The 25,870-nt window shown below is 55.4% G+C and carries 24 protein-coding genes; 9 read left to right on the top strand and 15 right to left on the bottom strand.

Going from position 1 to position 25,870, the window contains the following annotated elements:
* Positions 1 to 192 precede the first annotated feature (192 nt).
* Genes ACEVJK_RS10615 through hslO form a run of 3 tightly spaced genes read left to right on the top strand, consistent with a single transcriptional unit; the run spans position 193 to position 2,122 of the window.
* Positions 193 to 486, top strand: a complete 294-nt coding sequence (locus ACEVJK_RS10615; RefSeq protein WP_147571416.1) for a YerC/YecD family TrpR-related protein — start codon at positions 193 to 195, stop codon at positions 484 to 486.
* Entirely contained in the window at positions 486 to 1,238 is a 753-nt protein-coding gene (locus tag ACEVJK_RS10610; protein WP_262670144.1) for a class I SAM-dependent methyltransferase, read from the top strand. Before ACEVJK_RS10615 ends, ACEVJK_RS10610 begins: the two co-directional genes overlap by 1 nt.
* Before the next feature lie 5 nt (positions 1,239 to 1,243).
* Entirely contained in the window at positions 1,244 to 2,122 is an 879-nt protein-coding gene (gene hslO / locus ACEVJK_RS10605) for an Hsp33 family molecular chaperone HslO (RefSeq protein ID WP_374740536.1), read from the top strand.
* A gap of 124 nt (positions 2,123 to 2,246) precedes the next feature.
* Here the strand turns inward: hslO and ACEVJK_RS10600 are convergent, their stop codons facing one another.
* A complete protein-coding gene (locus tag ACEVJK_RS10600; protein WP_374740535.1) occupies positions 2,247 to 6,344 on the bottom strand; it encodes an SdrD B-like domain-containing protein in 4,098 nt (1,365 codons plus the stop codon).
* A gap of 380 nt (positions 6,345 to 6,724) precedes the next feature.
* Between ACEVJK_RS10600 and ACEVJK_RS10595 the strand changes: the two genes are divergently transcribed.
* The 4 genes from ACEVJK_RS10595 to ACEVJK_RS10580 all read left to right on the top strand — a co-directional run bounded on the left by ACEVJK_RS10595 (position 6,725) and on the right by ACEVJK_RS10580 (position 13,473).
* On the top strand, positions 6,725 to 7,570 hold the full coding sequence (locus tag ACEVJK_RS10595; RefSeq protein WP_374740534.1) for a tyrosine-type recombinase/integrase: 846 nt from the start codon (positions 6,725 to 6,727) through the stop codon (positions 7,568 to 7,570).
* Positions 7,571 to 8,020: 450 nt separating this feature from the next.
* Positions 8,021 to 9,151 (top strand): zinc-ribbon domain-containing protein, encoded by a 1,131-nt coding sequence (locus tag ACEVJK_RS10590; RefSeq protein WP_374740533.1) that lies wholly within the window; start codon positions 8,021 to 8,023, stop codon positions 9,149 to 9,151.
* 40 nt (positions 9,152 to 9,191) lie between these two features.
* Positions 9,192 to 12,833 carry an S-layer homology domain-containing protein gene (locus ACEVJK_RS10585; RefSeq protein WP_374740532.1) on the top strand — a complete coding sequence of 1,214 codons (3,642 nt, stop codon included), beginning with the start codon at positions 9,192 to 9,194 and terminating at the stop codon, positions 12,831 to 12,833.
* A gap of 391 nt (positions 12,834 to 13,224) precedes the next feature.
* Positions 13,225 to 13,473 (top strand): DUF6061 family protein, encoded by a 249-nt coding sequence (locus ACEVJK_RS10580; protein ID WP_374740531.1) that lies wholly within the window; start codon positions 13,225 to 13,227, stop codon positions 13,471 to 13,473.
* Between the two features lie 166 nt (positions 13,474 to 13,639).
* Here the strand turns inward: ACEVJK_RS10580 and ACEVJK_RS10575 are convergent, their stop codons facing one another.
* From ACEVJK_RS10575 to ACEVJK_RS10535, 9 genes are all read right to left on the bottom strand, one after another.
* Entirely contained in the window at positions 13,640 to 13,942 is a 303-nt protein-coding gene (locus tag ACEVJK_RS10575; RefSeq protein ID WP_374740530.1) for a hypothetical protein, read from the bottom strand.
* Between the two features lie 11 nt (positions 13,943 to 13,953).
* Entirely contained in the window at positions 13,954 to 14,160 is a 207-nt protein-coding gene (locus ACEVJK_RS10570; protein WP_343248099.1) for a helix-turn-helix transcriptional regulator, read from the bottom strand.
* Positions 14,157 to 14,486 (bottom strand): DUF6442 family protein, encoded by a 330-nt coding sequence (locus ACEVJK_RS10565; protein ID WP_178254828.1) that lies wholly within the window; start codon positions 14,484 to 14,486, stop codon positions 14,157 to 14,159. Before ACEVJK_RS10565 ends, ACEVJK_RS10570 begins: the two co-directional genes overlap by 4 nt.
* A gap of 214 nt (positions 14,487 to 14,700) precedes the next feature.
* Complete coding sequence (locus ACEVJK_RS10560; protein WP_374740529.1) at positions 14,701 to 15,960, bottom strand: hypothetical protein; 1,260 nt, start codon at positions 15,958 to 15,960, stop codon at positions 14,701 to 14,703.
* Positions 15,961 to 16,052: 92 nt separating this feature from the next.
* Entirely contained in the window at positions 16,053 to 16,370 is a 318-nt protein-coding gene (locus tag ACEVJK_RS10555) for a hypothetical protein (protein ID WP_374740528.1), read from the bottom strand.
* Positions 16,371 to 16,547: 177 nt separating this feature from the next.
* A complete protein-coding gene (locus ACEVJK_RS10550) occupies positions 16,548 to 17,777 on the bottom strand; it encodes a plasmid recombination protein (protein WP_374740527.1) in 1,230 nt (409 codons plus the stop codon).
* A gap of 394 nt (positions 17,778 to 18,171) precedes the next feature.
* On the bottom strand, positions 18,172 to 18,426 hold the full coding sequence (locus tag ACEVJK_RS10545) for a complexin-2 (protein WP_374740526.1): 255 nt from the start codon (positions 18,424 to 18,426) through the stop codon (positions 18,172 to 18,174).
* 100 nt (positions 18,427 to 18,526) lie between these two features.
* Positions 18,527 to 19,699, bottom strand: coding sequence for an AAA family ATPase (locus tag ACEVJK_RS10540; protein WP_374740525.1), 1,173 nt, complete (start codon positions 19,697 to 19,699; stop codon positions 18,527 to 18,529).
* Positions 19,686 to 19,892: an ICEBs1 excisionase gene (locus tag ACEVJK_RS10535; protein ID WP_374740524.1), complete on the bottom strand. Its 207-nt coding sequence runs from the start codon at positions 19,890 to 19,892 to the stop codon at positions 19,686 to 19,688. Before ACEVJK_RS10535 ends, ACEVJK_RS10540 begins: the two co-directional genes overlap by 14 nt.
* Positions 19,893 to 20,095: 203 nt before the next feature.
* On the opposite strand from ACEVJK_RS10535, the gene ACEVJK_RS10530 reads away from it, so the two are divergent.
* Both ACEVJK_RS10530 and ACEVJK_RS10525 read left to right on the top strand, forming a co-directional pair.
* Positions 20,096 to 20,701, top strand: a complete 606-nt coding sequence (locus ACEVJK_RS10530) for a helix-turn-helix domain-containing protein (protein ID WP_374740523.1) — start codon at positions 20,096 to 20,098, stop codon at positions 20,699 to 20,701.
* Positions 20,702 to 20,744: 43 nt separating this feature from the next.
* Positions 20,745 to 21,818, top strand: coding sequence for a tyrosine-type recombinase/integrase (locus ACEVJK_RS10525; protein ID WP_374740522.1), 1,074 nt, complete (start codon positions 20,745 to 20,747; stop codon positions 21,816 to 21,818).
* 597 nt (positions 21,819 to 22,415) lie between these two features.
* On the opposite strand, the gene ACEVJK_RS10520 is transcribed toward ACEVJK_RS10525, so the two are convergent.
* The 5 genes from ACEVJK_RS10520 to ACEVJK_RS10500 form a co-directional block, all read right to left on the bottom strand.
* Entirely contained in the window at positions 22,416 to 22,829 is a 414-nt protein-coding gene (locus ACEVJK_RS10520; protein WP_087225167.1) for an arsenate reductase ArsC, read from the bottom strand.
* A gap of 3 nt (positions 22,830 to 22,832) precedes the next feature.
* The gene (locus ACEVJK_RS10515) at positions 22,833 to 23,174 is read right to left on the bottom strand and encodes a thioredoxin family protein (RefSeq protein WP_087240027.1); all 342 of its coding nucleotides are present in this window, start codon (positions 23,172 to 23,174) and stop codon (positions 22,833 to 22,835) included.
* A 19-nt stretch (positions 23,175 to 23,193) separates the two neighbouring features.
* A complete protein-coding gene (locus ACEVJK_RS10510; RefSeq protein ID WP_374740521.1) occupies positions 23,194 to 24,195 on the bottom strand; it encodes a permease in 1,002 nt (333 codons plus the stop codon).
* Positions 24,196 to 24,287: 92 nt separating this feature from the next.
* A complete protein-coding gene (locus tag ACEVJK_RS10505) occupies positions 24,288 to 24,602 on the bottom strand; it encodes a helix-turn-helix transcriptional regulator (RefSeq protein WP_087232425.1) in 315 nt (104 codons plus the stop codon).
* 88 nt (positions 24,603 to 24,690) lie between these two features.
* A complete protein-coding gene (locus ACEVJK_RS10500; RefSeq protein WP_227603311.1) occupies positions 24,691 to 25,854 on the bottom strand; it encodes a plasmid recombination protein in 1,164 nt (387 codons plus the stop codon).
* Between the last annotated feature and the right edge of the window lie 16 nt (positions 25,855 to 25,870).

The raw sequence follows: 25,870 nt of genomic DNA, 5'->3' as shown, positions 1-25,870 counted from the left end.
AGAACGCGCGATATGACATCGGATTGATTTTTTATTTTATCATGGGCCGGTGAAAAAAGCTACGAGGGGCGGACCTCGGGTGCCGGTCCTCTGGCTGTATTTTTTTGTTTACTTTCACATGGTAGCCTGTTAAAATATAGAAGTGTGGAGATATCCCCCACCCTTGGAATCATCGGGAGAAAGGAGCCTGTTATGTCAAAATTTTTGGATAAAGAGGCCAGCGATACCCTGTATCGCGCCATTTTGACCCTGAAGGACGAGGACGAGTGCCGCCGCTTTCTCCAGGACCTGTGTACCGTGTCCGAGCTGAAGGCCATGGAGCAGCGGATGGAAGTGGCCATGCTGCTGGATGAGGGCCTGATTTACAGCGACATTCTGGAAAAGACTGGGGCCTCCAGCGCCACCATCAGCCGGGTGAACCGGTGCCTCCACTACGGGGCGGAGGGCTATCAGCGGGTCATCCCCCGCCTGAAGGAGCGGCGGTGATGAACAGCTACCGCTTTCTGGCCGGCTGCTATGACCAGCTGACCTATGATGTCCGCTATCCCGCCTGGGCCGACTATATCGAAAAGCACTTCCGCCGCCAGCCCCTGCCAGGCAGGACGGTGCTGGACCTGGCCTGCGGCACGGGCTCCCTCACCCGGGAGCTGGCCTTGCGGGGCTATGAGATGATCGGAGTGGACCAGTCGCCGGAGATGCTGGCCGAGGCGGCGGAGAAAAACCGGGGTGCCGCCCCCATTGAGCCCATCTTCCTGTGCCAGCCCATGGAGAGGCTGGACCTGTACGGCACCATCGACGCCTGTGTGTGTTGCCTGGACAGCGTCAACTATGTTACCGACCCGAAAAAGCTCCAGCGGGCCTTTGAGCGGGTCCACCTGTTTCTCATGCCTGGGGGTCTGTTTCTCTTTGACGTAAACACGGTGGAAAAACTGGAGGGGCTGGATGGTCAGGTCTTTTTAGATGAAACTGAGGACGCCTACTGCGTCTGGCGGGCGGAGTACTCCCGGCGCGGCCGCATCTGTTCCTATTTCATGGATATTTTCCAGTTGGACGAAAGGACCGGCCAGTGGGAGCGGGGGGAGGAGCTCCACCGGGAGCGGGCCTACACCACGGAGGAGCTGACGGCCATGCTCCGGCAGGCGGGTTTTTCCCAGATCAGGATATTCGGAGAATTGAAAATGCGTCCCCCCGTGGACGGGGAACAGCGCGTTTTTTTCACTGCGAGAAAGGACAAGTAATATCTATGCGCGACGAAATCGTAAGAGCAATAACCGGCGACGGCCTGGTCAAAGCTGTCGCTGTCACCGGACGGGACGTGGTGGAGTGGGCTCGAAACATCCACAAGCTGCTGCCCATGTCCACCGCCGCCCTGGGGCGGGCTCTGCTGGGGGCCTCTATGATGGGCGACATGCTCAAGGAGGAGCAGGGCTCCCTCACCCTTCAAATCAAGGGGGGCGGCCCCCTGGGCACCATTTTGGCGGTGTCCGACTATGAGGGCAACGTCCGGGGCTATGTCCAGCACCCCCAGGTGGACCTGATGGAGAAGTACCGGGGCAAGCTGGACGTGGGGGCCGCGGTGGGAACCGACGGCACCCTTACCGTCATCAAGGACATCGGACTGAAGGAGCCCTATGTGGGGTCTATCGGTCTGTTTTCCGGTGAAATCGCTGACGACTTGGCCATGTACTTTGTGGAGAGCGAGCAGATCCCAACCGCCTGTGCCCTGGGTGTACTGGTAGGGCTGGACCAGTCTGTCACCGCTGCTGGCGGCTATCTCATCCAGCTTCTGCCTGGCGCCGACGAGGAGATGATATCCAAGATAGAGGCCGGGGTCCATGCCATGGGCTCGGTCAGCCACGCTCTAGCCGATGGACTGGACGGCGAGGGATTGCTGAAAGCGGTACTAAAGGACTTTGAGCTGGAGATCCTGGAGAAGCATCCGGTGGAGTACCGGTGCTACTGCTCCCGAGACCGGGTGACCCGCGCCCTCATCAGCATGGGGCGGCAAGAGCTGTCCGGACTAATCGCCGAGCAGGGCCAGGCGGAGCTGTCCTGCCAGTTTTGCGACAAAGTGTACCGCTACTCCAGGGAGGAACTGGAGGACATTTTGGCCAATATGTGAGCATCAGGGCTGGCCCAGGCGGGTCAGCCCTGATCTTCTCTTTTCGTAAACAGCTTGTGAGGCTCCAGGACTCTGTTTTAATTTTAGAAGATGCCGGAAGGATATCCTTCCGGCATCTCTCTTTTCAGCAGGGCAGTTGGCGGTGCCGGGGCATCGGGCCCTGGCACCAGGGCCTCCACACCACCGTGGCCGCCGATGCCTCGTTGTCCTCGGGCCTCAACTCCAGGGACAGAGCAGTTACCGCCGCCCGGTTGACAAGGACGCCCTGGGCACAGGCATCCACCTGCCCGGCCAGCAGCAAGGACCGGGATTGCCCGGAGGGGATATCCCCCAGCTCGTAGCTGCCAATCCAGGGCTGCCAGGTGCCGCCGCCGTCGGGTGACACCATCACCCCATTCAACTCCGCCGGCAGTTGGTCTGTCACTACCGCTTGCAGCGCCGTTTCTGGCCCCAGGTTGGTCACCTGAAGCACATAGACCAGCGTCTGACAAGGCTGGACGTAACCTGGCGCCCACTTGCTCAACTGTAGATCCGTGCCGCCCGCGATGGGTACCACGCTGGTGGATGAGTTATTTGTGGGATCTGGATCCGGCGTAGTGCTGGACACGACGGCCGTGTTGGTGACACTGGTTCGGGCCTCCACCGCCAATCCACCCTGGATCAGGAAGGACCGCGCCCCACCCTCCGGCAGTTCTCCAATAGGATAGCTCCCGCTCCAGGGGCCCCAGGTGGCTCCGCCATCCAGGGAGAACTCTACATTGGACAGCTCCGGCGGAGTGATATCCGCCAATATTACCCCTTGGGCAGTGCTCGGCCCCCGGTTGGTCACCAAGATAGTATAGGTCAAGCTCTGACCGGGCTGGACCGGGTCCACGGGCCCCGTCTTGACCACCGCCAGGTCAGCCGTCTGGAGCACCGGAGTCACATCAGTGGAACTGTTGTTGCTGGGGTCCGGGTCCGGGGTAGTAGAGGCCACCACCGCTGTGTTGACCAGGGTATCTCCCGCAGTTGTGCTTACAGTGCCCCGCAGCAGGACCGAGCGGCTCTGTCCGGCGGGCAGGATGCCCAACCCATAGGGGCTGGACCAGGGTGCCCAGGTGGCCCCGTTATCCAACGAGAACTCCTGTCCCAGCAGGGCGGCCGGAACCGAGTCGGTCAGAATCACATTCTGTCCGTCCGAGGGGCCGCTGTTTCCCACCGTGATGGTGTACTGGAACTGCTGGCCGGGCACCGCGGGAGAGGTCCCGCCCTCCTTTACCACACTCAGATCGGCGGACTGCTCCACCTCCACCGGTGCGGTATCCGTGTTGTTGTCCGGATTTGGGTCCGGTGTAGTGCTGGATACTACCGCGGTGTTGGACAGGGGGCCAGCCTGGGCCGAGGGGGACACTGTCCCTCGGATAAGGACTGTCCTGTTGTCCCCCGGCAGCAGGGTACGCAGCGGATAGGGGCTGGACCAGGGTGCCCAAGTGATCCCTCCGTCCACGGAGAGCTCGGGCCCCAGAAGGGCACCCGGCGTCTGGTCCGCCAGTTCCACGTTCTGGGCAGCGGAGGGGCCCGCATTGGTCACTATCATGGTATAGACCAGGGGCTCCCCCGCCCGCACCGCCACCGGCAGCCCCGTCTTGACCACCGCCAGGTCAGCGGAAACGTCTACCGGGATCCGTACCGTGTCACTGTTGTTGCCGGGGTCCGGGTCCGGGGTGCTGCTGGACACGGTCGCGGTGTTTTCCACCAGGCCCTCCGCGTCCATGCTCACCGTCCCCCGGATGAGCACCTGTATCTGCCGCCCATTGGCGATGGTCCCCAGGGCATAGCTTCCCGTCCACGGCTGCCAGCTGGCCCCGTTGTCCAGAGAGAACTCCTGCCCCAGCAGAAGGGCGGGCAGCATATCGGTCATCTGGCCATCCACCGCCGGGTCCGGGCCCAGATTTTGGACCAGGATAGAATAAGTCAGCAACTGACCATGGATAGCCGGATTCGGGGAAGCGATCTTAGTTACTGCCAAGTCGGCGGCAGTGTTTACTGGGGTCAGCTCCGTGGCTGTGTTGTTGGTGGGATCTGGGTCTGGAGTGTCGCTGGTAATGGTCACGGTGTTCTGGATGGTCTCAGCGGCATCCGCTCTCACCGTCCCCCGGAGGACAACGGTCCGTGCGCCGCCCGCCGGCAGGGTGCCCAGGGACAGAGACCCGGTCCAGGATTGGAAGGTCACACTATCCAGAGAATACTCCCCGTTGGACAGCTGGTCAGGTAGGGGGTCGGTAAGGCGGACGTTCTGTCCGTCCGCCGGCCCCAGATTGGAAACTTCCACGGTATAGGTCAGTACCCCGCCCGCAGATACCGGACTGGGCGCCCCGGTCTTGGTAACCGCCAGGTCGGCGGCCAGGTCAACGGGTGTAATATCCGTGGAGGTATTGTTACTGGGGGCCGGGTCCGGGGTGGGACTGGTCACGGCAGCCGTGTTGACAATGGTCTGGCCGGCCGCAGGGCTGACTACGCCCCGCAGCAGCACCACTCTGGCCACCCCTGGTATCAAAGTCCCCAGGGGGAGAGTTGGGCTCCACGGCTGCCAAGTGGCTCCGTTGTCCAGCGACCACTCCAGGCCGTCCAGTCCAGCGGGCTGCTGATCCTCTAAGGTGACATCTACCGCGCTGGAGGGGCCGGCGTTGCCCACCGCGAAAGTATAGGTCACCAGGTCCCCCGGACGGGCGGGTTTGGGCGCGCCCAGCTTCAGCAGAGACAGGTCCGCCTCCTCCCCCACCGGCACCTCCACGGTGTCTGTGTTATTGGACAGGTCCGGGTCAAAGGTAGGAGAACTGACTACGGCGGTATTGACGATGCTCCCCGTGGCCGCTGGGTCCACGGTCCCACGGATCAACACTGTGACGCTGTCCCCTGACGGGATGTCACCCAGAGGGGTCGAGCCGGCCCAGGGCTGCCAGGTGCTTCCCCCATCCAGGGAGAACTGGGGGGACAGCATCTCTGGGGGAACTGTGTCAGTGAGTTGGGCATCCTGTGCCGGGTCGGGGCCATTGTTATAGTTTTTGATGCTGTACGTCAGCGGTCCCCCCGCAGTAGCGGGATTGGGGTCCGCCGTCTTGGTCACCTGCAAGTCCGCTGTGGGCTCCACCACTGTCCGGGGGCAGATGGCCCCGTCGTTAAAGGAGGCAAAAAAGGTGGTGGAGAAGGGCACTCCTACAGCAGTGTTGCCACTGTGGGTATAGCGGTATACCGTTCCGTCGTTGTTGGCGATGGCGTAGACAGTCCCGGTGCTGTCTATGACCACCGCGCCGAAAGACGCATTTGGATTGGGGGCGGTGGTGGACAGGGCCGTGACCTGGCCAGTGGTGGGGACGATTCGAGTGAGCACTCCGTTGCGCTGCACCCCGTACAGGTTTCCGTCCGCCGGGTCGTAGGCCCAGTCACTGATGTTGACCGCGGAGGACAGGGGCGTGCCAAAGTTTGCCGTCTGCTCCACATGGCCCGCTCTGGGGTCTACCAGCTTCAAATAGGTGGCCGAACCGGGACGCAGGTCCACTGTGTAGTAGCGGGCCGCGTCATTGATATACAGGTAAAAGAATCCGGCCGCGTCAAAGGTCCCGGTGTTGTAGCCGGCAGCCGGCAGTCCGTTAGGGCGAGTCAGTTGGGTCAGGGTCCCGTCCCCATCTACACGCACCAGGTTGTTGGTCGTCTGGTCATAGCCATAGAGATAGTTGTCCAGGGGACTGTACCCAATGGCGTTTACATCGTGGGCTGGGTCTACCGCCCCGCGCAGCACCGACTGCCCCGTGACCAGATCGATGTCGTACCAGTTGGTGGGCCGCCCTACAAACTGAATCATCCGGCTGGAGCAGGGCAGCGGCGCGCTCAGGGCGTCGTGTCCGAAGCTCTGTCCGGAGATCTCCGCATTGGATTCCACTTGAGCGGCAGTCACGGTAACATCCGCTTTGCGCGGAGTATTGGAGTGAAGATAGCCCGCCGGCTGTGGAAAAGCTGAGGGCGGACATGAGGTGGGTTGGACCACCGGCTCATATATCGTATAACTGCCGGCGGCCGCCACAGAGAAGGAATAGCGGCCAAAGGCGTCGGTCTGCACAGTAGTACAGCTGCCTACGGCCCTGTATAATGTCATGGAAACGCCGGGGATCCCCGGTTCGCCCCCGTCAAACTGACCATTTCGGTCCAGGTCGTCATAGACGACCCCGGTGATGGTGGCTGGCATTTGAAATACATCTCCCTGTTAAAATTGGCGGCTGAAAATTGGCCTACGCCGCCACTCCATATTATGCCATGCCGCCTTCTTAGGGCACTTGGACCGGGTATTCGAAGGCTCCCGCCTCAGAAACGGCTTCAAAAGGAGCGATCTTTTTTCCTGCCAGCAATAGCCCAGGCTCTATTTTCTCCTGAGCAATACACGATGGATGAAATGCCCTCTCACATGGAAACATCTTTTCATGTAAGAGAGCGTTTTGTCGTTCCAGGGCACAAGGTTCCTGTCCCTTTGGTAAGTTTGGTATCAATTTGCAACATAAGCCCTGCAAAAGAGGATACGAACCGACCCTGAACGGTTACACTAAGAGGAAACATGGAAAGGAGCGGGACATGAAAAACAGGAGTATCAGCGGAGAGCATCTGATCCGGTTTCGGAAGCAGCTGGAAGATGAGGAGCGAAGCGCGGCGACTGTAGAGAAATACCTGCGGGATGTGGCGCAGTTCGCGTCCTTTCTGGCGGGCGGCGTAGTAACCAAGGCCTCCGTTGCCCGGTGGAAGGAGCGCTTGCTAGAGGAGGGCCAGTCTCCCTCTACGGTGAACGGCAAGCTGACGGCGCTGGACCGCTTTCTGGCCTTTGCCGGCTGGGCGGACTGCCGGGTGCGTCACCTGAAGCTGCAGCGGCGGCTGTTCCGGGACTCGGACCGGGAGCTGACACGGGAGGAGTACGGCCGTCTTGTAGCGGCGGCGGGCGCGGCCGGAAAGGAGCGGCTGGAGCTGCTGCTGGAGAGCGTCTGTGCCACCGGGGTCCGGGTGTCCGAGGTAAGATATCTCACTGTGGAGGCCGCCCAGCGGGGCAGAACAGAGATATCTCTCAAGGGCAAGATCCGTGCCATTCTCATCCCTGGCAAGCTGTGCCGCAAGCTGCTGAAATACGCCAGGAAACAAAAAATCGCCTCCGGTGAGATATTCCTCACCAGAGGCGGAAAGAGCTTATCCAGGAAACAGATCTGGGCGGAGATGAAGGGGCTCTGCCAGAAAGCTGGGGTAGCCTCCTCCAAGGTCTTTCCCCATAATCTGCGCCACCTATTCGCCCGAACCTTCTACCGGGCATGCCGGGACGTGGCCAAGCTGGCCGATGTGTTGGGCCACTCCTCCATTGAAACGACCCGTATCTACCTCATCTCTACTGGCGCCGAGCACGCCCGCGCCTTGGAGCGGTTGAGGCTGGTGTCCTAGCCTTATAGACAGAATCAGCCTTCTGTCCCAAAAAATTGAGAGGAAAAGGCTGATACATCCATTACATAACAATAATCATATCAGGGGAAGGCCGAAAAAGCAAGTGTTTTTGCCTTCCAAGGCATGAAAATCAGGACCGACGAATCCATTTTTTCGCCGGCCTGTGTTTCCATGCCCATGATTTGACAAAAAGTCGCTCTCCAGAGCGGCTTTTTTATTTTTTCCGCCCCATGAAGCGGCTATTGAGGACAAAAGGGCCGCTCTCCCCGACCTTATCCAGAACAGAAGGCTGATTTTGTCATCCTTCCAAGTGTTAATGGACAAAGCAGCATTTTTAACACCTTATCCTATTATGACAGAAGGCTGATTCTGTCCTGAAGGCCGAGAAGGTTCTTGTAGGCTGGGCCTTTTTGTCCCGTGCGGAAAGGGGATGAGGATATTCGGCAAACGATGTATCAGTTGTGTCGGCAAACGGGCCGTGAGGAACTACTGGATCAGTGGCACCCCACGAAAAACTTGCCGCTGACGCCGGACACAGTAAGTGGCGGGAGCAGCCGCCGGGTCTGGTGGCGGTGCGGGAAGGGGCATGAGTGGCAGAGCGCCGTGTACGCCCGGGTGAGCGCGGGGGCCGGGTGCCCCTATTGCTCTGGGAAGCTGGCCGTCCCCGGCCAGACCGACTTGGCATCCCGCTTTCCGGAGGTGGCTTTCCAATGGCACCCCACGAAAAACGCCCCTCTCACCCCGGACCAGGTGCTCCCCGGCAGCCACAGGCTGGTCTGGTGGCTATGCAAAAAAGGGCACGAGTGGCAGGCCGTGGTCAAGTCCCGGACAGCCGGCAGCGGCTGTCCGGTGTGCAGCAACCGGGTAACTGCCCCTGGGGAGAACGATCTGGCTGTCACCCACCCGGAGCTGGCCGCCCAATGGCACCCCACGAGGAACGGGTCGCTGACGCCCCAGGAAGTGACGGCTGGGAGCCGCCGAAGGGTATGGTGGAAATGCTGTCGGGGGCATGAGTGGCAAGCCAGAGTCCTGTCTCGATCCTTTGGGGGCACAGGCTGCCCCTACTGCGCGGGCAAGCGGGTAATCCCTGGGGAGAACGACCTGGCCAGCCTCTACCCGGAGGTAGCCGCCCAGTGGCACCCAATGCGGAACGGCGCCCTGGCCCCAACTCAGGTGTCGCCGTACAGCAACCGGAAGGTGTGGTGGCGGTGCGAAAAGGGCCACGACTACCAGGCGGTGGCGGCGGCCCGGACCATGGGTGGAAGCGGCTGCCCCTACTGTGCAGGGCGGAAGGCGCTGGCGGGCTTCAACGACCTGTCTACTCTGGCGCCGGAGGTGGCGGCCCAGTGGTACTGGACGCTCAACGGCAGCCTAACGCCGGAGCAGGTTACGGCCGGGAGCCGGCGGAAGGTATGGTGGGAGTGCCCCTATGGCCACGTGTGGAAGGCGGCCATCTACTCCCGGACGGGAGAGCAGCACAGCGGCTGTCCCGTCTGCGCGGGCAAAGCCCGAAGCCGGCGGGCCCCAGCCCCAGCCGCCTGGGCGGCCAATCAGTCAAACAGCGGTATAGGCCGCATTTGAACCTATGAAACACCCTAAAACGCAAGGAGGAAATGAGTACATGAAGAAACGATTGACAGCGATCCTGCTCACTCTGGCGCTGGTCCTCTCCCTGGGTCCGGTGTCAGTCTGGGCGGTAGGCGGGAGCGGGCTCTCGCCGGATGATCCGATGGCGGTGCCGGAGGAGGGCATGGTCATCAATGGCGGGACCTACTACGGTATTTCCTACGAATGGTTTAAAGGCATCAACCCCAACAAAGACACCATGTATTTTTCTATTATATTGCCTGAAAATGTTACCACTGTCATTGCTAATGGGTTCCGGGATTCATGGAGTTCAGAGAAAGAAAACAATGGCGCCGCTACCTATTATAGCGGCAGTCGGAAAACTGACTGGGCGCACTACAACGTAGTCACCATTGACTTCTCCGAAGCCGCCAATTTGACCACCATCAAAAGTCAGGCGGCGATGGGTGCGCCCCTCACCGGCGTGCTGGATCTATCCAAGACACAGGTACAGACGATAGAAAAGAGCGCCTTCAGCGGGTGTACAGGCCTGACCGGCGTGATCCTGCCCGATACCCTTGAGGTCCTGGGGGCGGCTGACGGCAGCAGCGGCAGTGTTTTCAATGGGTGTTCAGGGCTGGAGTTTGTCCGCACAGCGAACAGCGAGGAGAGTACGGTCTTTGAACTGCCGGGCAGCCTGAAAGCCATCGGAAAGCAGGCTTTCAAAGATGCCTTTTCCGCCGGAATGGATGTGAAGGTCGTCATCCCAAAATCCGTGGAGACCATCGGCAGCGAGGCATTCTACAGCGGACGCATCTCCCAGATCGTGGTAAAACGGCAGGGAGACGGCTGGGACTCGAACTACACCGGTTATGACAGCAAAGCGTTCTTTACCGGAAACAGCAACCTGTTAATCCTTTTTAATGACAACACGAGCTATCAGGATTACAGACTCAACCGCAGACCCACAAGCTCTTCCATTATCAATGCCATGACCCATCCCCTGACGATTCGATTTGGCGACACAGATATTCAGCAGGAAAAGCTGAACTATCAGTCTATTCAGTATATCCGGATTGAGGGTACTGACTTTTGGGAGAAGGATACAGCATATACACTCCCCACTCTGGAAAATACGCCGGATGAAAAGCCTGGCTACGATATACAATGGATGTTGGGCAGCAGCGCATTGACAAACACGGGGAAAGTGGATACCAATCAGACAAACCCGCAGGCCAAGGTGTCCTATTCCCTGCAAAACCCCACAGTCCAGTTTTCGGTGGACGGCGTCGCTCAGGCAAACGGGAACCTGACCGTAGAGCTAGATGACCAGGAACACACCGCCGGGGTACTGGTGTCCCATCCGCTGCTTCTGGAAAAACAGGGCAGCACGGAAGATGAATATGTCTACTTCCAATACTGCTGGTGGGACGAGTACGACCAGACCCCAAATGGCCCGCGCAGCATTGCGGAGCCAGATATCTTCTCTAACAGCGAGGGAAGCGGCATCCTGAATCGTGTAAAGACAAAACGTTCAGAAATTCCCATTGAGAGTAAAGACCATGAGAGAATCAGCCCCAACCAGTACATGGTAGAGATTTACGGCTATATCGTCAGGAATGGTGGAGAGCCAGAACTCTTCTATAAATCACATTATAATTTTATCGACTTCGGAAGCGACAACGATTACGAGGCGACAGTAACCAATTCTTACGTTTTCCAGGTGACGGTCATAGAGCCCAAGACCATCACGATTGAATCCCAGGACATTACGGCCTATACCGGCGGCGACTCCATCAACGACGACTCCTTCCCCACGGCCCGCTACAAGGTGACGGGTGCGGAAAACGTCACCTTGGATGAAATCGTTGTCACTGACAAAGCGGGCGTAGAGTACGTCCTGTCTGACATTGAGGAGGGAGAAATCGTCCTTCTGCCCTGGCTGGAGGAGGGCTTTGTCCCAAAGGCAGAGGCAAACGCTCTGTCAGACGACGGCTTCGATACCGCAGATGATGACCGTGAGGCCGGCCTGTACGACATCGTCGCCACCAACCTGAACGAGCTCACTGTGAAAACTAAGGACGGGGACCCGGTGGATATCGACTTCTACCCCGGCACCCTGACCGTGCGCAACGTATCCGATCCGGACAAAGTTCTGGACAACACCGTAGACATTGCCCAGCCCGTGGTCCACAGCGAGGACGACGTGGATACCGACGACGGAATCGCTGTGGCCGTGATTCCCGATGGCGCGCATTTCTATACCAACGGCCAGGAGGACCTGGGCGTGCTGGGCACGGATACAACCGATCCCGACGCCAACCCACAGATTGCCCTGCTCTTTGACGATATTCTCGAACGGGACGCTGCGGCCCAGGCCGACACGCAAGCGTTGTTGGCAGAGCGCGCGGCTGAAACAGGCCATGCCCTCACAGAAAATCAGTATGAGTTCAAGTATCTGGACCTCATCAACGAGCACGACGGCAACGCCTGGGTAAGCACAGACCAGGATATCACCATCTTCTGGCCCTATCCCGATGCGGTCAAGAGCAGTTATAACGACTACACCTTTAGCGTCCTGCACTTCGAGGGTCTGCACCGGGAGTACCAGATCGATACAGCGGAGGATATGGAAAATCTGATCGATGCCTCCAACGTGGTTTCTATTTCCGCCGCCAAGACAGACAAGGGCGTGAAATTCAGCCTGAGCGGGGACGCTGCTAACGGCAGCTTCTCCCCCTTCGCCCTGGCCTGGACGAAGGAGAGCGGCGGCAGCTCCGGCGGAGGCGGCGGCACCACCCGTTACACCATCACGGCCAGTGCGGAGGATGGCGGCTCCATCAGCCCCAGCGGTTCCGTCCGTGTTGCCCGCGGCAGCGACAAGACCTTCACCATCCGGGCGGACAGCGGGTATGAGATCGCCGACGTGCTGGTGGACGGAGAAAGCGTGGGGGCCGTTCGCTCCTACACCTTTGAGAACGTCCGGGAGAAGCACACCATTCAGGCCCAGTTCCGGGCTGTCAAGCCGGTGGCTGACCCTGACCACACCGGCGTATCCAACTGGCTCAATGCGGAGGACCACATGGCCTATCTGACCGGCTACCCTGACGGCACCTTTGGACCCAACCGGAGCATGACACGGGCGGAGGTGGCCCAGATGTTCTACGCCCTGCTTCTGGACCAGGATGTGAAGCTTACCGTATCCTTCTCCGACGTGCCCACCGAGGCGTGGTACGCCAAGGCGGTGAACACCCTGGCTTCCCTGGGTATGGTGGACGGCGTAGGCGGCGGCCGGTTTGACCCAGACCGGGCCATTACCCGCGCGGAGTTCACTACCATCGCCATGGGCTTCGCTCACTCTGTGAGCGAAGGAGAAGCCGGCTTCTCCGATGTATCCGAGAGCGACTGGTTCTATCCCTATGTGATGAGCGCCTCCCAATATGGATGGATCGGCGGGTACAGTGACGGCACCTTCCGCCCCAACAACACCATCACCCGGTCGGAAGTGACCACCATCGTAAACAATATGCTGGCTCGGGCGGCAGACAAGGACTATGTGGACGCCCACGCCGACAGCCTCCGTCAGTTCCCCGACGTGGCCGAGGGCTATTGGGGTTACTACCAGATCATGGAGGCTGTCAACAGCCACAACTATACCAAGTCCGACGGCATGGAGGATTGGACTAGGTTGAAGTAACAGCACCCATCTATCCCCTGCCCGCCTTCTAATTAAGGAGCACAAAGGAGGGAGCCGTTCTAACTGGAACGGCTCCCTCCTAAATTTAGATAAAATTTCACTATCGCTGACTTTTGCCACAATTACTCCCACTCAAGTCTTGGGCTTTGATTTAGGGTTATAAAATGCACTCTCGATACGCATTTTGTCCAAATAATCCACGTATTTCGGGCTGTACATAGGTTCCTTACGAATTTTGTAGCCGTTTTGTAGCCAGCTATTTTATACGTACTAACCGTTCGCAACGACTTGTTTTGAATGATTTGCGACAGGTTTTGATATGATTCCCGCCAATAATCACCCGGAAATTGACCGCCTGATTCACCTCAAAAAACATCTTGGAGGTATGACCATGAGCAAACTTATATCCTGTCAATTCAACATAGACACAGCCTGCGTGGAATTGGTTTTTGATGATGGAGGCCAGATTTCCATTGACTGCACCGCCGTTGAAAACGAAGTTGCCGACAATCGCTTCCAGCGATCAGAGATGGATTATCTGATTTACAATGATCCGCTTGCGTATGCCGATCTGGTTCTGAACGGCGATCCCGAAGCCTACCTGAACGCTGTGACGGATTACAAACCTCTCGATAGCTGACGGGAAGAATATAGCGCAACGGGTTGCGTCTGTCAATGGTCAAGATGAACGCTTCGCGCCATTGACTGCCGCCGCCCGTTTCGCTGTTTGGCAAACAAGGCGGGCAAGCACAGACTGTGCCTGCCAGTCAGATTCAAGTTTGTTGAATTACTTTGCAAGATTACTCTTAAAAGATTCCCTTGTTGTACTTGAACTGTGCATACAAGATAAAGCCCAAGCCGATGACGAGCGCCGGAATAACAATGAAAGACATTGCCTTTTCACTCCAGAAAGCTGTGACAAATGCCGCTATCAAAGATGCACCGATGATAAGTGTACCTGTGCCGACGGCTCTCCCATACTTCGGTACATCTTCTTCCTTGACCTTTCTTCGGTTGTAGGAATGTATTGTGCTGATATTTCCAGTCATATTCACGATTCCAATAACGGAGATGAATATGCCTAAGATCAACAGAGCAATATTATCCATTCGTTTCCTCCTTAAAAATAAAACAGTTCTTCAAATTTCTTGTCCAGAGCAATGCAGAGGATCAATGCCAGCTTTGCGGTCGGATTGAATTGCCCTGTTTCAATGGAACTGATTGTGTTTCTCGATACACCAATCAGTTCCGCCAGTTGTGTTTGAGATAGCTTTTTCTCTGCGCGTGCTTCCTTGAGGTTGTTTTTCAATTTCAGCTCGTCATTCATCCCTTGACCTCCACAAGCCGCAGGACAAAAAAGGCAAGAAATGTAAGGCACATCGCTAAATAGAGAATACCGAGGATCAAGTCGGTTTTTCTCTTTAGCCTTGCATACTTTACAAGAGTGTGGGTGGTAAGGATGCTAAAATAAACAACCCACGGACTCAGAAAGTATGTTTTTGTAAAGATACGAAAGATAAGCGTGAGAACAACGCAGACCGCAGCACCAACGCGACCGGCAATATTTCCTGCCTGCGCGGTCACTTCCATTTCTGCTAAATCCCTGTTTTTGTTCTCTCTGCGGCTGCTTTCCAAAATCTTCTCTTTATTCATTGAACAGAATCGCTCCTTTCCAAGTTTTCTTGTCATTATTATATCGTTGCCAAGTAAACTTGTCAAGCGCAATTATCTTACCGTCCGGCGTCTTTTCCATGAACGCCGCACTTTTTCGCTGCCTCGCTTGCCGCCCTGCGGCGTTCTGCGCTGTATGGGGAAGGCAATGAAAAAGCGCAACCGATTTTTGTCGATTGCGCTTTGGTGTTTTTGATTATCGACCGTTCGAGGCTGTACCGCACTGTGTGCACGGTAAAAACTCGGTTAAAATCACAGAGCCGTCTTTGCCGCTCATATTGATGGAATAGCTTATGGTTTCGCCGCTGTCATCGACGTAGGATACCCCGTAATACGGCAGCAGACCATAGAATGTCATATTCAGCAGCAGCGGACGATCCGGTGACAGCTCGTCCAGAGCGTACAGCTCTTCTGTGAAAAACGATAGGCTGCTGCTCATAGAAGCCTCGATTCCCAGCACCTTGAAGTCCTTTACGGCATACTCGCAGGAAAGCAGCACCCTGGCCAGCGGCTCTGCCGTACTGACGGAAACCTCGTGGTAATCGGAAAGGCCGACCAACACATCCTCCGCCCAATGCGCCTGAACCGCCGGTTCAAACGCCTGCCGGATACGCTGCAACGCGTGCTCTTTTCCCGCTTCTTCGGTTTCTCCGTTATACAAATCCCAGAACAGGAAACGGTAGGGTGGGAAGTCTCCGGATTCACCTTTTGTCACAAAATAGGTGTACTGCTCATAGGCGCAGACTCTGCCGTCGGCATCGAGGTACATCCCTCCCACCCACGGGACAGCGTCGGTAGAATCCGCCAGAAACGCGGGTTCCCAACAATAGACCGTGTAGCTGCCGCTTTCATCCGTAAGGACTTCTTTTTGATAAAACTGCACAACCTCATAGCCGGTGAGGATATCCGTTTGAGAGGGAGAGGCGCACTGCGCGGCCAATCGCTGCGCCCGCTGGTCAAGAATGGCCTGATGGTATTCATAAGCGTCTTTGTCTACCTGTACTTCGGTGCGGTAGCTGTTGCGGATCAGCCAGTAGAGCGTTTTGTCCTCAAAGCTCATGCGATGGCTGTCTCCTTTTCCGTTGAAATAAATGCCGTTTATATGGTTTTCATCCAATCCGGCAAAGAAAACGAAGTGTTCGTCAGATGAACTGTATGCGTCAGGCCCCCCGGAGAGGTATATCTCCATCGTATAATGGTCCAAGCCTTGACCGGGCTGCTCGCTATGGTGTTCCGCTGCGGCATTTAGGACGGAGGCCATGTCTTCGGCGCTTACATGCTCACGAGAAAAGAATGATGAGATATATTTGATTTCCTCTGCTTTTATCGTTGCCATCCGCTCGACGATCCCCGCTTTTGCAGAGTCCCCGTCGGCTGGCTCGTTTGGCTTTGCGCCGCAGCCCGCTGTCAGCAGGCAGAGCGCAAGCGTCAGCACAATAATTGGCAGTCGTTTCATAAAAGTGTTCCTCCTTTCGGGCATATCATCATCTTTCACTTTGCGCGGATAAACTTATCCAATATGATTATACCATGCAAAACACGATCTTTTCAATTCCTGTCTCCATACAAATGTGCAACTTTTCTATGAACGCCGCACTTTTTCGCCGCCTCGCTTGCCGCCCTGCGGCGTTCTGCGCTGTATGGGACGGTCAGGCGAAAGGAGAAACGCCCCTTGCGAATCACAAACTCCATGCAGCCCGTTTCCGGGTCTGCGTCGGTCTGGCGGCACTCGCCGGGGTGAGCTGCGGCATAGGCGGTCAGCCTGTTCTTGAGGTCGGTGTTGTGGGTGCGGATATGGATCAGCGTTTCTTTCTCGTCAAACCAAATTTCTGTGGTTTTCTGGCTTTTTGTCAATCCTGTTTTCATACGAGGCTCCTTTCTGCGCTCTGTCGCGCAAGAGTGGCTTTTTTCGGGTATTTTCTCCGGCTCATGACTTTGAAAAAACGAAGAATTTCAAACAGGAACGCGCCAGACGATGCGCAGCCCGTCCAACGCGTTCCCGTTGGCTATTTTCGGATTTTTACGGCTCTACACCGCAACTGCTCACAACTCCATTCCGTGATTTTTTCGGCGCGGCATATCACGGCTTCTGGACTGCTCCGGCTTCTCCGGCTCAGTGTGGAGCATGAATTGTATGAACTCCTTGACCTTGCGGGGCGCTCGTTTGAGTGCCGCCATGAAATCCTTTGTCTGCTCTTGCAGCTTTTCATATTTGCGTTTCCATACGCTGACATCGCGCTTGAGCGTCTCAACTTTATTCTGCAAACCCCCGATCAGCCCGCGAGAAGCGATGCCCTCCTTGGCAAGCTCCTTGAGGAACTGCGCGTCCTGCGGCGTCATGGAGATATTGCCGGAAATGGTCTTTTTCCCAATGCTGTCGATTTCGTGGAAGGAAGCTGCCGCGCCCTTTTGCTCCCTGATCTTCTCGTTGTATTTTTCAAGCGTCTGCTTCCTCCTGTCAATCTTATCCTCAATCGATTCCAGCCGCGCCTGTTCCTGCTGCACTTTGAACTGCGTGACCGTCAAATGTTCCTCCGAGCTGCCGCGTTCGCCGCGCTCTACATCGTCGTACCCGGCGTCGCGCATATACCGGAAGAAATCGTCCTGCAAAACGCTGTAGGATTTCTTGAGAACAGGCTTGCCCTTTGCACTCAAGACCGGCTCGCCGTTCTCGTCCAGCGCGGGCTTGGAATCCCACTTTTTACTCATACTGACCTGCTGTATCGTTTCCTTGACCGTGCCCACCAGCGATTTATCCTTGCAGCGTTTCGACCACAGGATTTGCTTTTCCACGACGGGAATGTAGACCACATGAAGGTGATAGTGGTACACGTCCTGCCCCAGCGCGTCGGACATGGCGCGGTTGCGCTCGTCGGCGTGCATGACTGCCGAAAGGATGTACTGCTCGCCGCCGACGATTTTGATTGCAGCTTTGTAGGCATCGGTGTAGAATTGTTTTGCGAAGTCATAGCCGCCGTGGTTGTGAAAGTAGGCGGTGTTTACGTCAAAGACCAGCTCGCCGTAGAGAAAGGCATCCTCTTTCAATCCACGGGTGGAGATGATCCCGTCCTTTTTCAACTGCTCAAACATCTCCACATATCCGGCAGTCGGTTTCTTGAAATGGACATTGAGGTGCGTTCTCTCCGGGACAATATCCTGATTGACATAGGATTCCTTTTCCCGTTCGTTGTGCTGCTGCGCGTTGCCGATTTTGGCAGCGGTCAACCTCATATTTCTTGCGTTGGTACGATGAATACCGTCGCCTCTTGCCATGGGCAATTACCTCCTGATTTCAGATTGCGCAGGATGGGGTAGCTTCCGAGGGAGCACTTCTGCGGAAGTGTAATAACCCACTATGATACTTTCATCCTGCGGCTGCAAAGTATCGTGGGCTCTCCGAGGGGGAACGGGGAATGCGGCTTCTGCGGAAGCCTCTGCCGTGGCTTGCAAGTAGTACCCACTCTGCAAAATCCACGGCGTGACCGCCAGCCTTTCAGCAATCGAATTTGCTTCAACGCTGCCGCCCACAGGCAGAGAGAATTTTGAAAATCCTCTCCGCCATCCATCTCAAAATCTGCGGGTTTTTCGATGGGGACGGGGATGCGAGGGGCTGTGTCAGCCAATGCTTTGCCTTGTCCTCCAGCAACAGGAGCGTGGCACGCTCCTGTCACAGCTCCCATGGAGGAGTAGTCCAGCGATAGCTTCGCGGCACTCCACGCCGGTCAAGATACTCCTGCCGCGCCTGCTCCCGTTCTTCTTCGTTGGGAGCGGTTTTGTACCGGGAATAGAGCTGCCGGTTCAGCATGGCGTCGAGCTTCTTCTCCAAGCCCTGCCGGATTTCTTCTTCAAAATCATCCTCGCCCCGCAGATGATACATGGCGAGGTCGATGAACAGATCATAGGGGATTTGTACGCTTTTCATTTTCCTATCCTTTCCTATCCGCGACGGTCGCAACGATTGCGACGGTTGCTTTGATGGCATCATTTCCACCGTCGCGACCGTCGCAGCCGTCGCGCTGTCCTCAGTCGATTACTTCGTACTCAACATTGTCAATTATCATATAGGTGAGCTTCACCTGCCGCCCGGAGTGTTTGGCCCTGTTCTCATACCTCACATGGTACTCGTCCAGCAGCCTGCCGGATTTAACGTTCAGGTATTTGGTGAGGGCATTTGCCGCCATGCCCGTATTCACCGCTTCCGCAAGCTCGGTCGGACTGCCTGCCCATTCTCTGCTTTCGGAGGAAACAAGCTGGGAAACCGTATCCAATACCGGGTCGGGCGGCTCCTGATACGGCTCGTTCTCTGTCCGTTCAAGGCTCCATATCTGCGTGTCGGCATCTTTTTTCAGATATAGAATCTGATCCTGTTGATCTCGCCCCACCGCATCGACCGTGGCCTCCAATGCTGTCCGTTTCTTCTTCTGCATCAGGAGTGCTCCGTCTGCACAACCGAGAAGTCCTGTTGTGCCGGAGATCGTTTCAAAGCTGTCCCCGGCTGGCTGTTTTCTTGTGTGATGGACGGTAACGATGCAAATGCTGTGCCTGTCTGCAAAACGCTTGAGTTTGCCGATGATCTCATAGTCGCTGGCGTAGCTGTAAGCCTCACCTCCGGCTTCCCGAATCTTCTGCATGGTGTCAATGATAACCAGCTTCGTGTCGGGGTGTTCCTTTATGAAATTCTCAAGCTGCTCGTCAAGACCGTTTCCGATTTTGTTTGCTGCCGTTGCAAAATGCAGGCTGGCGGTATCCGCCACGCCGTACATCATAAACATCCGGCTCTGGATTCTCTGGAAATCATCCTCCAGCGCGAGGTATAGAACCGTACCCTGATGGACTTCGTAGCCCCACAGCCTTTGCCCTGTGCTGACATGGTAGGCAAGCTGCGCTACCAGAAATGATTTTCCGATTTTGGGCGCTCCTGCGAGGATATATGCCCCGGAGTAGAGCAGACCGTCTATGACAGGCGGTCTGCTCTTGTAGGCGGTCTGATACAGCTCTGTCATGGAAACCGTATGAAGATAATGCGGGTCGTTCATGCGCCGGATTTTCTCGCGCATTTCCTCAATATTTTCCTCTGGGGGATTGCTTTCGCAGGTTTCATGTGGTATCCTCTGGTTAGTTGAATTGTGAGGCGGCTGCCCTCCATCTGCGCCAACAGATGAGATGAGGGCGGTCGTTTTCTCATTTTCCGTCATTGCGCTCACCTCCGGAAATCTGGAAGCCGTAGAACTTCTGCTTGAAATACTGGGCAGGGCATTTTCCGGCAACGGTCAGATAGCCTTGGGCTTTCAGCTCCCTGTTCATTTCCCGGACGATCTGATACGCCTTGCTGCGGCTGATGCCCATGATCTCTGCCACCTCTGCCGCTGTGATAAACTGTGCTCTCATAGTACCTCCTGTTTCAAAGTGATCTGCCTCGGTCTGCGTATCTTCTATTCGCACTCCCTTCTCCAAATTCTTCGTAATACGCATCTTGAGTACATATTCTATTATACGCACACAAGATACATCTGTCAAGCCTTTAGAAAATAAAAATATGTACTTGCAATTCGCTTTATTCTGTGATATGATATGGACGAGGTGAATCAAACATGGACAATTTCGATTATCCCGCCATTGGGCAGAGAATCAAGCAGCTCCGAAAACGCAAGGGGCTGAACCAGACCGAACTGGCACAAATGCTGAAAAAATCTCTCCGCACCGTACAGAAGTACGAAACCGGAGAGATTGAAGTGTCGATTGCCGTTGTCAATCAGATCGCAGACCTGCTGGACACGACCTCAACCTATATTCTTGGGTATGAATCCAGTACAACGCAGATCAGAACGCTTTCCGACGTGATGGACTTTCTCTTTAAGCTGGAAACGGTAGAAGGCATCGACTTCAGAATCGACGTGCAGAAGCCACCCCGCAGCAAGCAGTGGGAATGTTCCATTTCCTTTGACGGAAAAAGCATGGCAGAGTTCAACGCCGATATGTGCCTGTTCCTTGAGCAGTGGGAGGACGAACGCAGCGAGCTTCGCGCCTATAACTCCACGCAGGCAGCATATAAGCGCTGGAAGGAGCAGACGCTTGCATACTATGCCGCGAACGCAGTCAAATGCACAGAGCCGGAGGAGCTTGACCGCGATGAGCAAATCGCAAAGCGGACGGAGTTTCTGGAAAAGGAATACGGCAAAAGCGAGAGTAACGAGTAAATAACCCCTATCAAAGCCTGATTCTTGAGGGAAGGAGGTAAAAATGTCAGTAACAAAAGACGGCGACACCGGTCGCTGGATGTCCCAGATCCGCGTGACGGACTGGACGGGCAAGACCATCCACAAGAAGAAGCGTGGCTTTGCCACCAAGAAGGAAGCCCTGCAATGGGAACGGGACTTCATCAGCCAATCCACGGGCAGCCTCGGCATGACCTTCGGTGACTTCATCTCTCTGTATGTCAAGGATATGGAGCACCGCCTCAAGCCCTCCACCGTTGCCAGTAAGAAATGGCTGATTGACCTGAAGGTAACGCCTTTCTTCAAGAAAATCCCGCTGAACGAGATCAAGCCCACTCATGTGCGCCAATGGCAGAACTTACTGACCAGCTATCGGGATGAAAACGGCAAGCCTTACGCCCAGACCTATCTCAAGTGCATCAACAACCAGCTCACGGCGATTTTCAACTACGCAGTCAAGTATTACGGGCTGAAAGAAAACCCCTGCCACAAGGCGGGGAGCATGGGCAAGAAGAAAGCCGACGAGATGCTGTTCTGGACAAAGGACGAGTTTCAGACCTTTATCGAGAGCATGAAAGACCGCCCCGCCAGCTACACGGTATTCATGACCATGTACTACACGGGAATTCGGGAGGGAGAGCTGCTGGCGCTCACGCCGTCGGACATCGACTTCGAGAAGAAGACCCTGACGGTGAACAAGAGCTATCAGCGCCTCGGCAAAGAGGATATTATCACCACTCCGAAAACACCGAAAAGCATCCGTACTATCCCTATTCCCGACGGTCTTTGCAACTGTTTGCAGGAGTATATGTCCCATTGCTACGGACTGCAAAATGATGATCGGCTGTTTCCCTACACCAAGAGCTTTCTGTATCACGAAATGGAGTATGGCTGCAAGGCATCGGGCGTGAAGCGGATACGGGTGCATGACATTCGACACAGCCACGCCAGCCTGCTGGTGGAGATGGGCTTCTCCCCGCTGCTGATCGCGGAGCGGCTCGGACACGAGAAGGTGCAGACCACGATGGACACGTACAGTCACCTATACCCCAACAAGCAGGTGGAGGTAGCCAGACAGCTTGACGGCATTATGCCGTGAGCCTCTGGCTACAAAAAACGCTGCAAATGTAGCCAATTTGTAGCCGCTAAAAAAGAAAAATCCTGAAAAACGCTGTATTGCCAACGCTTTTCAGGATTCAGAAAGCACTAAATATTTATTCCCACTCGGCAAATTCAGATATATGGGAGCGTATTTAGGGTGATTTTGCAGGCAAAACATTCGCAAATATGTTAATGTTTTGCCTGCTTATTTGAGGCAGTACGCTTTCTTAGTATCAAAATAGTATCACAAAAACCGAGAAATTGCAAGGGTTTCAGGCCATAAACGGCCACAATCAAAACTTCCCTCAATTTGATGTAAGTTTCTGTCGAAATGGGTCTCAAATCGAGACCCATTTCGACCACCGCCTGGGAGCGTAAACGCTCCCAGGCAATAGGGGATTGATTTCCGCCCCGGCGGAAATCAATCCCACCATGGGACGCAATTCGACCTAAAATCAAAGGAGGCGGGCAAGCACTTCTGGTGCTTGCCCGCCTTGATAACCGCAGAGCAAGGCCGGGCGGGGCGGCCAATGGCGGCGCACTTGTGCGCCGTTCATCTCGACCATTGACAGCCCCGACTGGATTTGCTATCCATCTAAAGAAGTGCGTTGTGTTCTATTCGATTTCTTAGATTATCAATTTTTTCTTTGATAGACTGGATTATCTCCAAAAATGCTTTGTCTGATTTTCCTGTCGGATCGTCAAGCCCCCAATCCTCCCGGTGCTTGCAGGGCAGATAGGGGCAGGCCACATTGCACCCCATCGTTATGACAATGTCTACGGGCGGAAGTTCGTTCAGCAATTTGCTATATTGCGTCTGCTCCATGTCAATACCATAGAGTTGTTTTATCAGCCGAACTGCGTCCTGGTTGATCTGCGGCACAGTCTCTGTGCCAGCGGAGTAACTTTCAAATACATCGGAGGCCAGATACTTTCCGAGTGCCTCGGCGATTTGGCTCCGGCAGGAATTGTGGACGCAGATAAACGCCACCTTGGGTTTTTGACCCATACGTCATCCCCTGACCTTCTGAATGAGGGCTTTTACCTCATCTTTTTTCAAAACCTTGCCATAGGACACGACCTTGCCATCTACCACAAGGGCAGGGGTGGTCATCACGCCAAAGGCGGCGATCTGCGAGAAGTCTGTTACATGGTCTATGGTCGTGTCCATATTCAGTTCCGCGAGCGCCGCTTTGGTGGCATCTTCCAACGCATGGCACTTCGCACAGCCAGACCCCAGCACTTTGACCCCGGCAGTTGTTTTTGCGGCTTCTGCCTGCGCCATCTTTTCAGGTGTGCAACTATCGCCACAGCAACAACTTTTTTCCTCTTTCTTCTTACCAAACAATCCCATTGTGAATGACCTCCTTAAATTAAATCAAAATGAATTGAAACGCATTGAACAGATAGCCGACCAAAATAATGCCAACCGCACAAACGCCAATGAACAGCGCCAGCAGTTTGGGTTTCACAGCCTTGCGGAGCATGATAAGGGACGGCAGGGACAAGGTAGTAACCGCCATCATAAAGGAAAGAACTGTCCCCAGTTGTGCCCCCTTAGAAAGTAAAGCCTCTGCAACAGGAATGGTGCCAAAAATATCTGCGTACATGGGGATCCCAACGATTGTAGCGAGGATCACGCCAAAAGGATTGTTGCTGCCAAGTACGGTTTCGATCCAACTTTCCGGTATCCAGTTGTGGATCAGCGCACCGATCCCGACACCAACCAGAATATAGGGGAACACTTTCTTGAAGGTGCCAAGCATTTGTTCCTTTGCATAGGTGAGCCTTTCCCGGATCGTCAGGTCAGGAGACTCAATATCAACGCTGCCAGCCGAAAGCACAAAACTTTCAACGTACTTTTCCATATGCAGTTTCTCGATCATGGTGCCGCCGATCACCGCGATCACAAGCCCAAGGATCACATAGACGATCGCCACTTTTGCACCGAAAATGCTCATTAACAAGACAAGACTTCCTAAATCGACCATCGGTGATGAAATCAAAAAGGAGAACGTCATACCCAAGGGAAGTCCCGCACTGGTAAAACCGATGAACAGCGGGATAGAGGAACAGGAGCAAAAGGGGGTCACTGTTCCCAGCAGAGCGGAGATGATGTTCGCCCAGATCCCATGAAAACGACCTAAAATGCGCTTACTTCGCTCTGGCGGAAAATAACTTTGAATATAGGAGATTGCAAAAATCAATACGCAGAGCAGCACCGTGATTTTCAAGACATCGTAGATAAAAAACTGGACGCTGCCGCCAATGCGCCCATTTACATCCAAGCCCAGTGCCGACAGCCCTACGCCGAGAAGTTCGTTCAGCCATTTCATGCCAAGTACCTGATCTTGGATAAAGTCCCATACGCCCATACAAAAACCTCACTTTCCATTTCATGGACAACATATCAAAACTTTTTGATGTATTGTGCCGAAGGAAACGCCATCTAAATTAGATGGCGTTTCTATCCACAACGGGGACAGGTACTCTCTTGTTCTACATCTGGAGTTGTCAATTTTTTCAGCAGTTCTATTGCATAGTCCCTACCGGAAGAACTCAGTCGGTAGTGCGTCCATTTGCCCTCTTGACGACTGACGACAATGCCGGAATCGCAGAGGATTTTCATGTGGTAGGAAAGGCCGGACTGCGTTAAATCCAACGGCTCTTGCAGGACACAAGCACACTTTTCACCGCTCCTTAACTGTTCCAGGATTGCAAGCCGCTTCGGATCGCAGAGAGCCTTGAATACTTTTGCCTGTTCCTGATACGCTGTCCCCATGTTCTCACCTCACATCAAATAATTTTGATATGACTAGTATATGCAGCAACGTCTCGTTTGTCAACAGTTCAATCAAAATTTTTTGAAGTCACCGCCCTCCCCGGTCAAGGGAGCGCCGGGGCCGTTTGCGGCCTTTCTCCGCCTGTTCCCTCTGCTTGTCGGCCTCCACAGCCGCCTGCACCTGTTCCGGGCCAAAGACCCGCTTGACACGTGTATAGTCGGCGGATATCTGCCGCAGTTTTTTATTCTCCATCTTCACCTCCATCAAGCGGTCAGACAGGCGGGCGTTGCCCTCCCGCACCCGGTCATAGTCTCCTTGCAGACGGTCAAACTTCCCCTTTAGGTCGATGTAGGCCCGGTATAGGGAGCGCAGCACCTTGACGATCTTCGCCAGCAGGGGCTTTGCCTTTTTTTCCCGGTAGGACTTGGCGCTCTCCAGCGTCCCGGCCTCCGGCAGAATTTCCTCCGGGTCGGCGGAGAAATCCGCCGCCAGCCGCTCCATGTTCTTCACCGCCGGGGCCAGTTCTTTCAGCCGCCGCTCCTGGCTCTCCACCTGGCTTTCTTTCTCCGCCTTGACTGTCTCCAGGACGGCGATCTCCTTTGCCCGCTGTTCCTTCTTATAGTCCAGTACAGACAGGTGCTTATCATGGGTGCCCTTATCCTCCCATTCAATCCCGTGGCGCTCCATAACCAGGGAAAGCTGCTCCTTTTCCGAGCGCACCCATTGGCTCCACTCCGTGTCTCCTCTGGTGCCGCCCTGAAAGCCCTGGGCCGCTAACGCCTGTTTCAGAGATACCCTGGTGTCCAGCCCTCGCTTGCTCCCGGTGGTGAATGGTACAAAGTCAATGTGCAGATGGGGCGTGGCCTCGTCCATGTGGAGGTGGGCGGAGAACACACGGAGCTGGGGGTTGCGCTCTTGAAAGCCTTTCATGTACTCGTCCAAAACCGCTGCCGCAAGCTGCCCCTCCTCGCTGTCGGCACTCATATCGTCTCTATTGCCCACTTGCAGGATGATTTCATGGAACGGCTTTTCCTGCTTGCCGGAGCGGATTTTCTCATAGTAATCCTCAATCCTTCTGTCGGCCCTGGTCTGTTTAGCGTTGTAGCGTTCCAGAGCTTCGTCAAAGAGTTCATGGTACACCGTCTTGATATTCTCCTGGCAGTAGGTGACATTCAAAGGGGAGCGTTCCGGGTCGGTGTTCTTAGCGTGAAACTTCCTGCTGTTGTGGTTCACCGACCCATGCCCCACCATGGCGCTAATCGTCCTT

Source organism: Flintibacter sp. P01028, from assembly GCF_041925235.1.
GTDB classification, from domain to species: Bacteria; Bacillota; Clostridia; order Oscillospirales; family Oscillospiraceae; genus Lawsonibacter; species Lawsonibacter aceti.
This window is presented reverse-complemented; position numbering and strand designations above follow the sequence as displayed.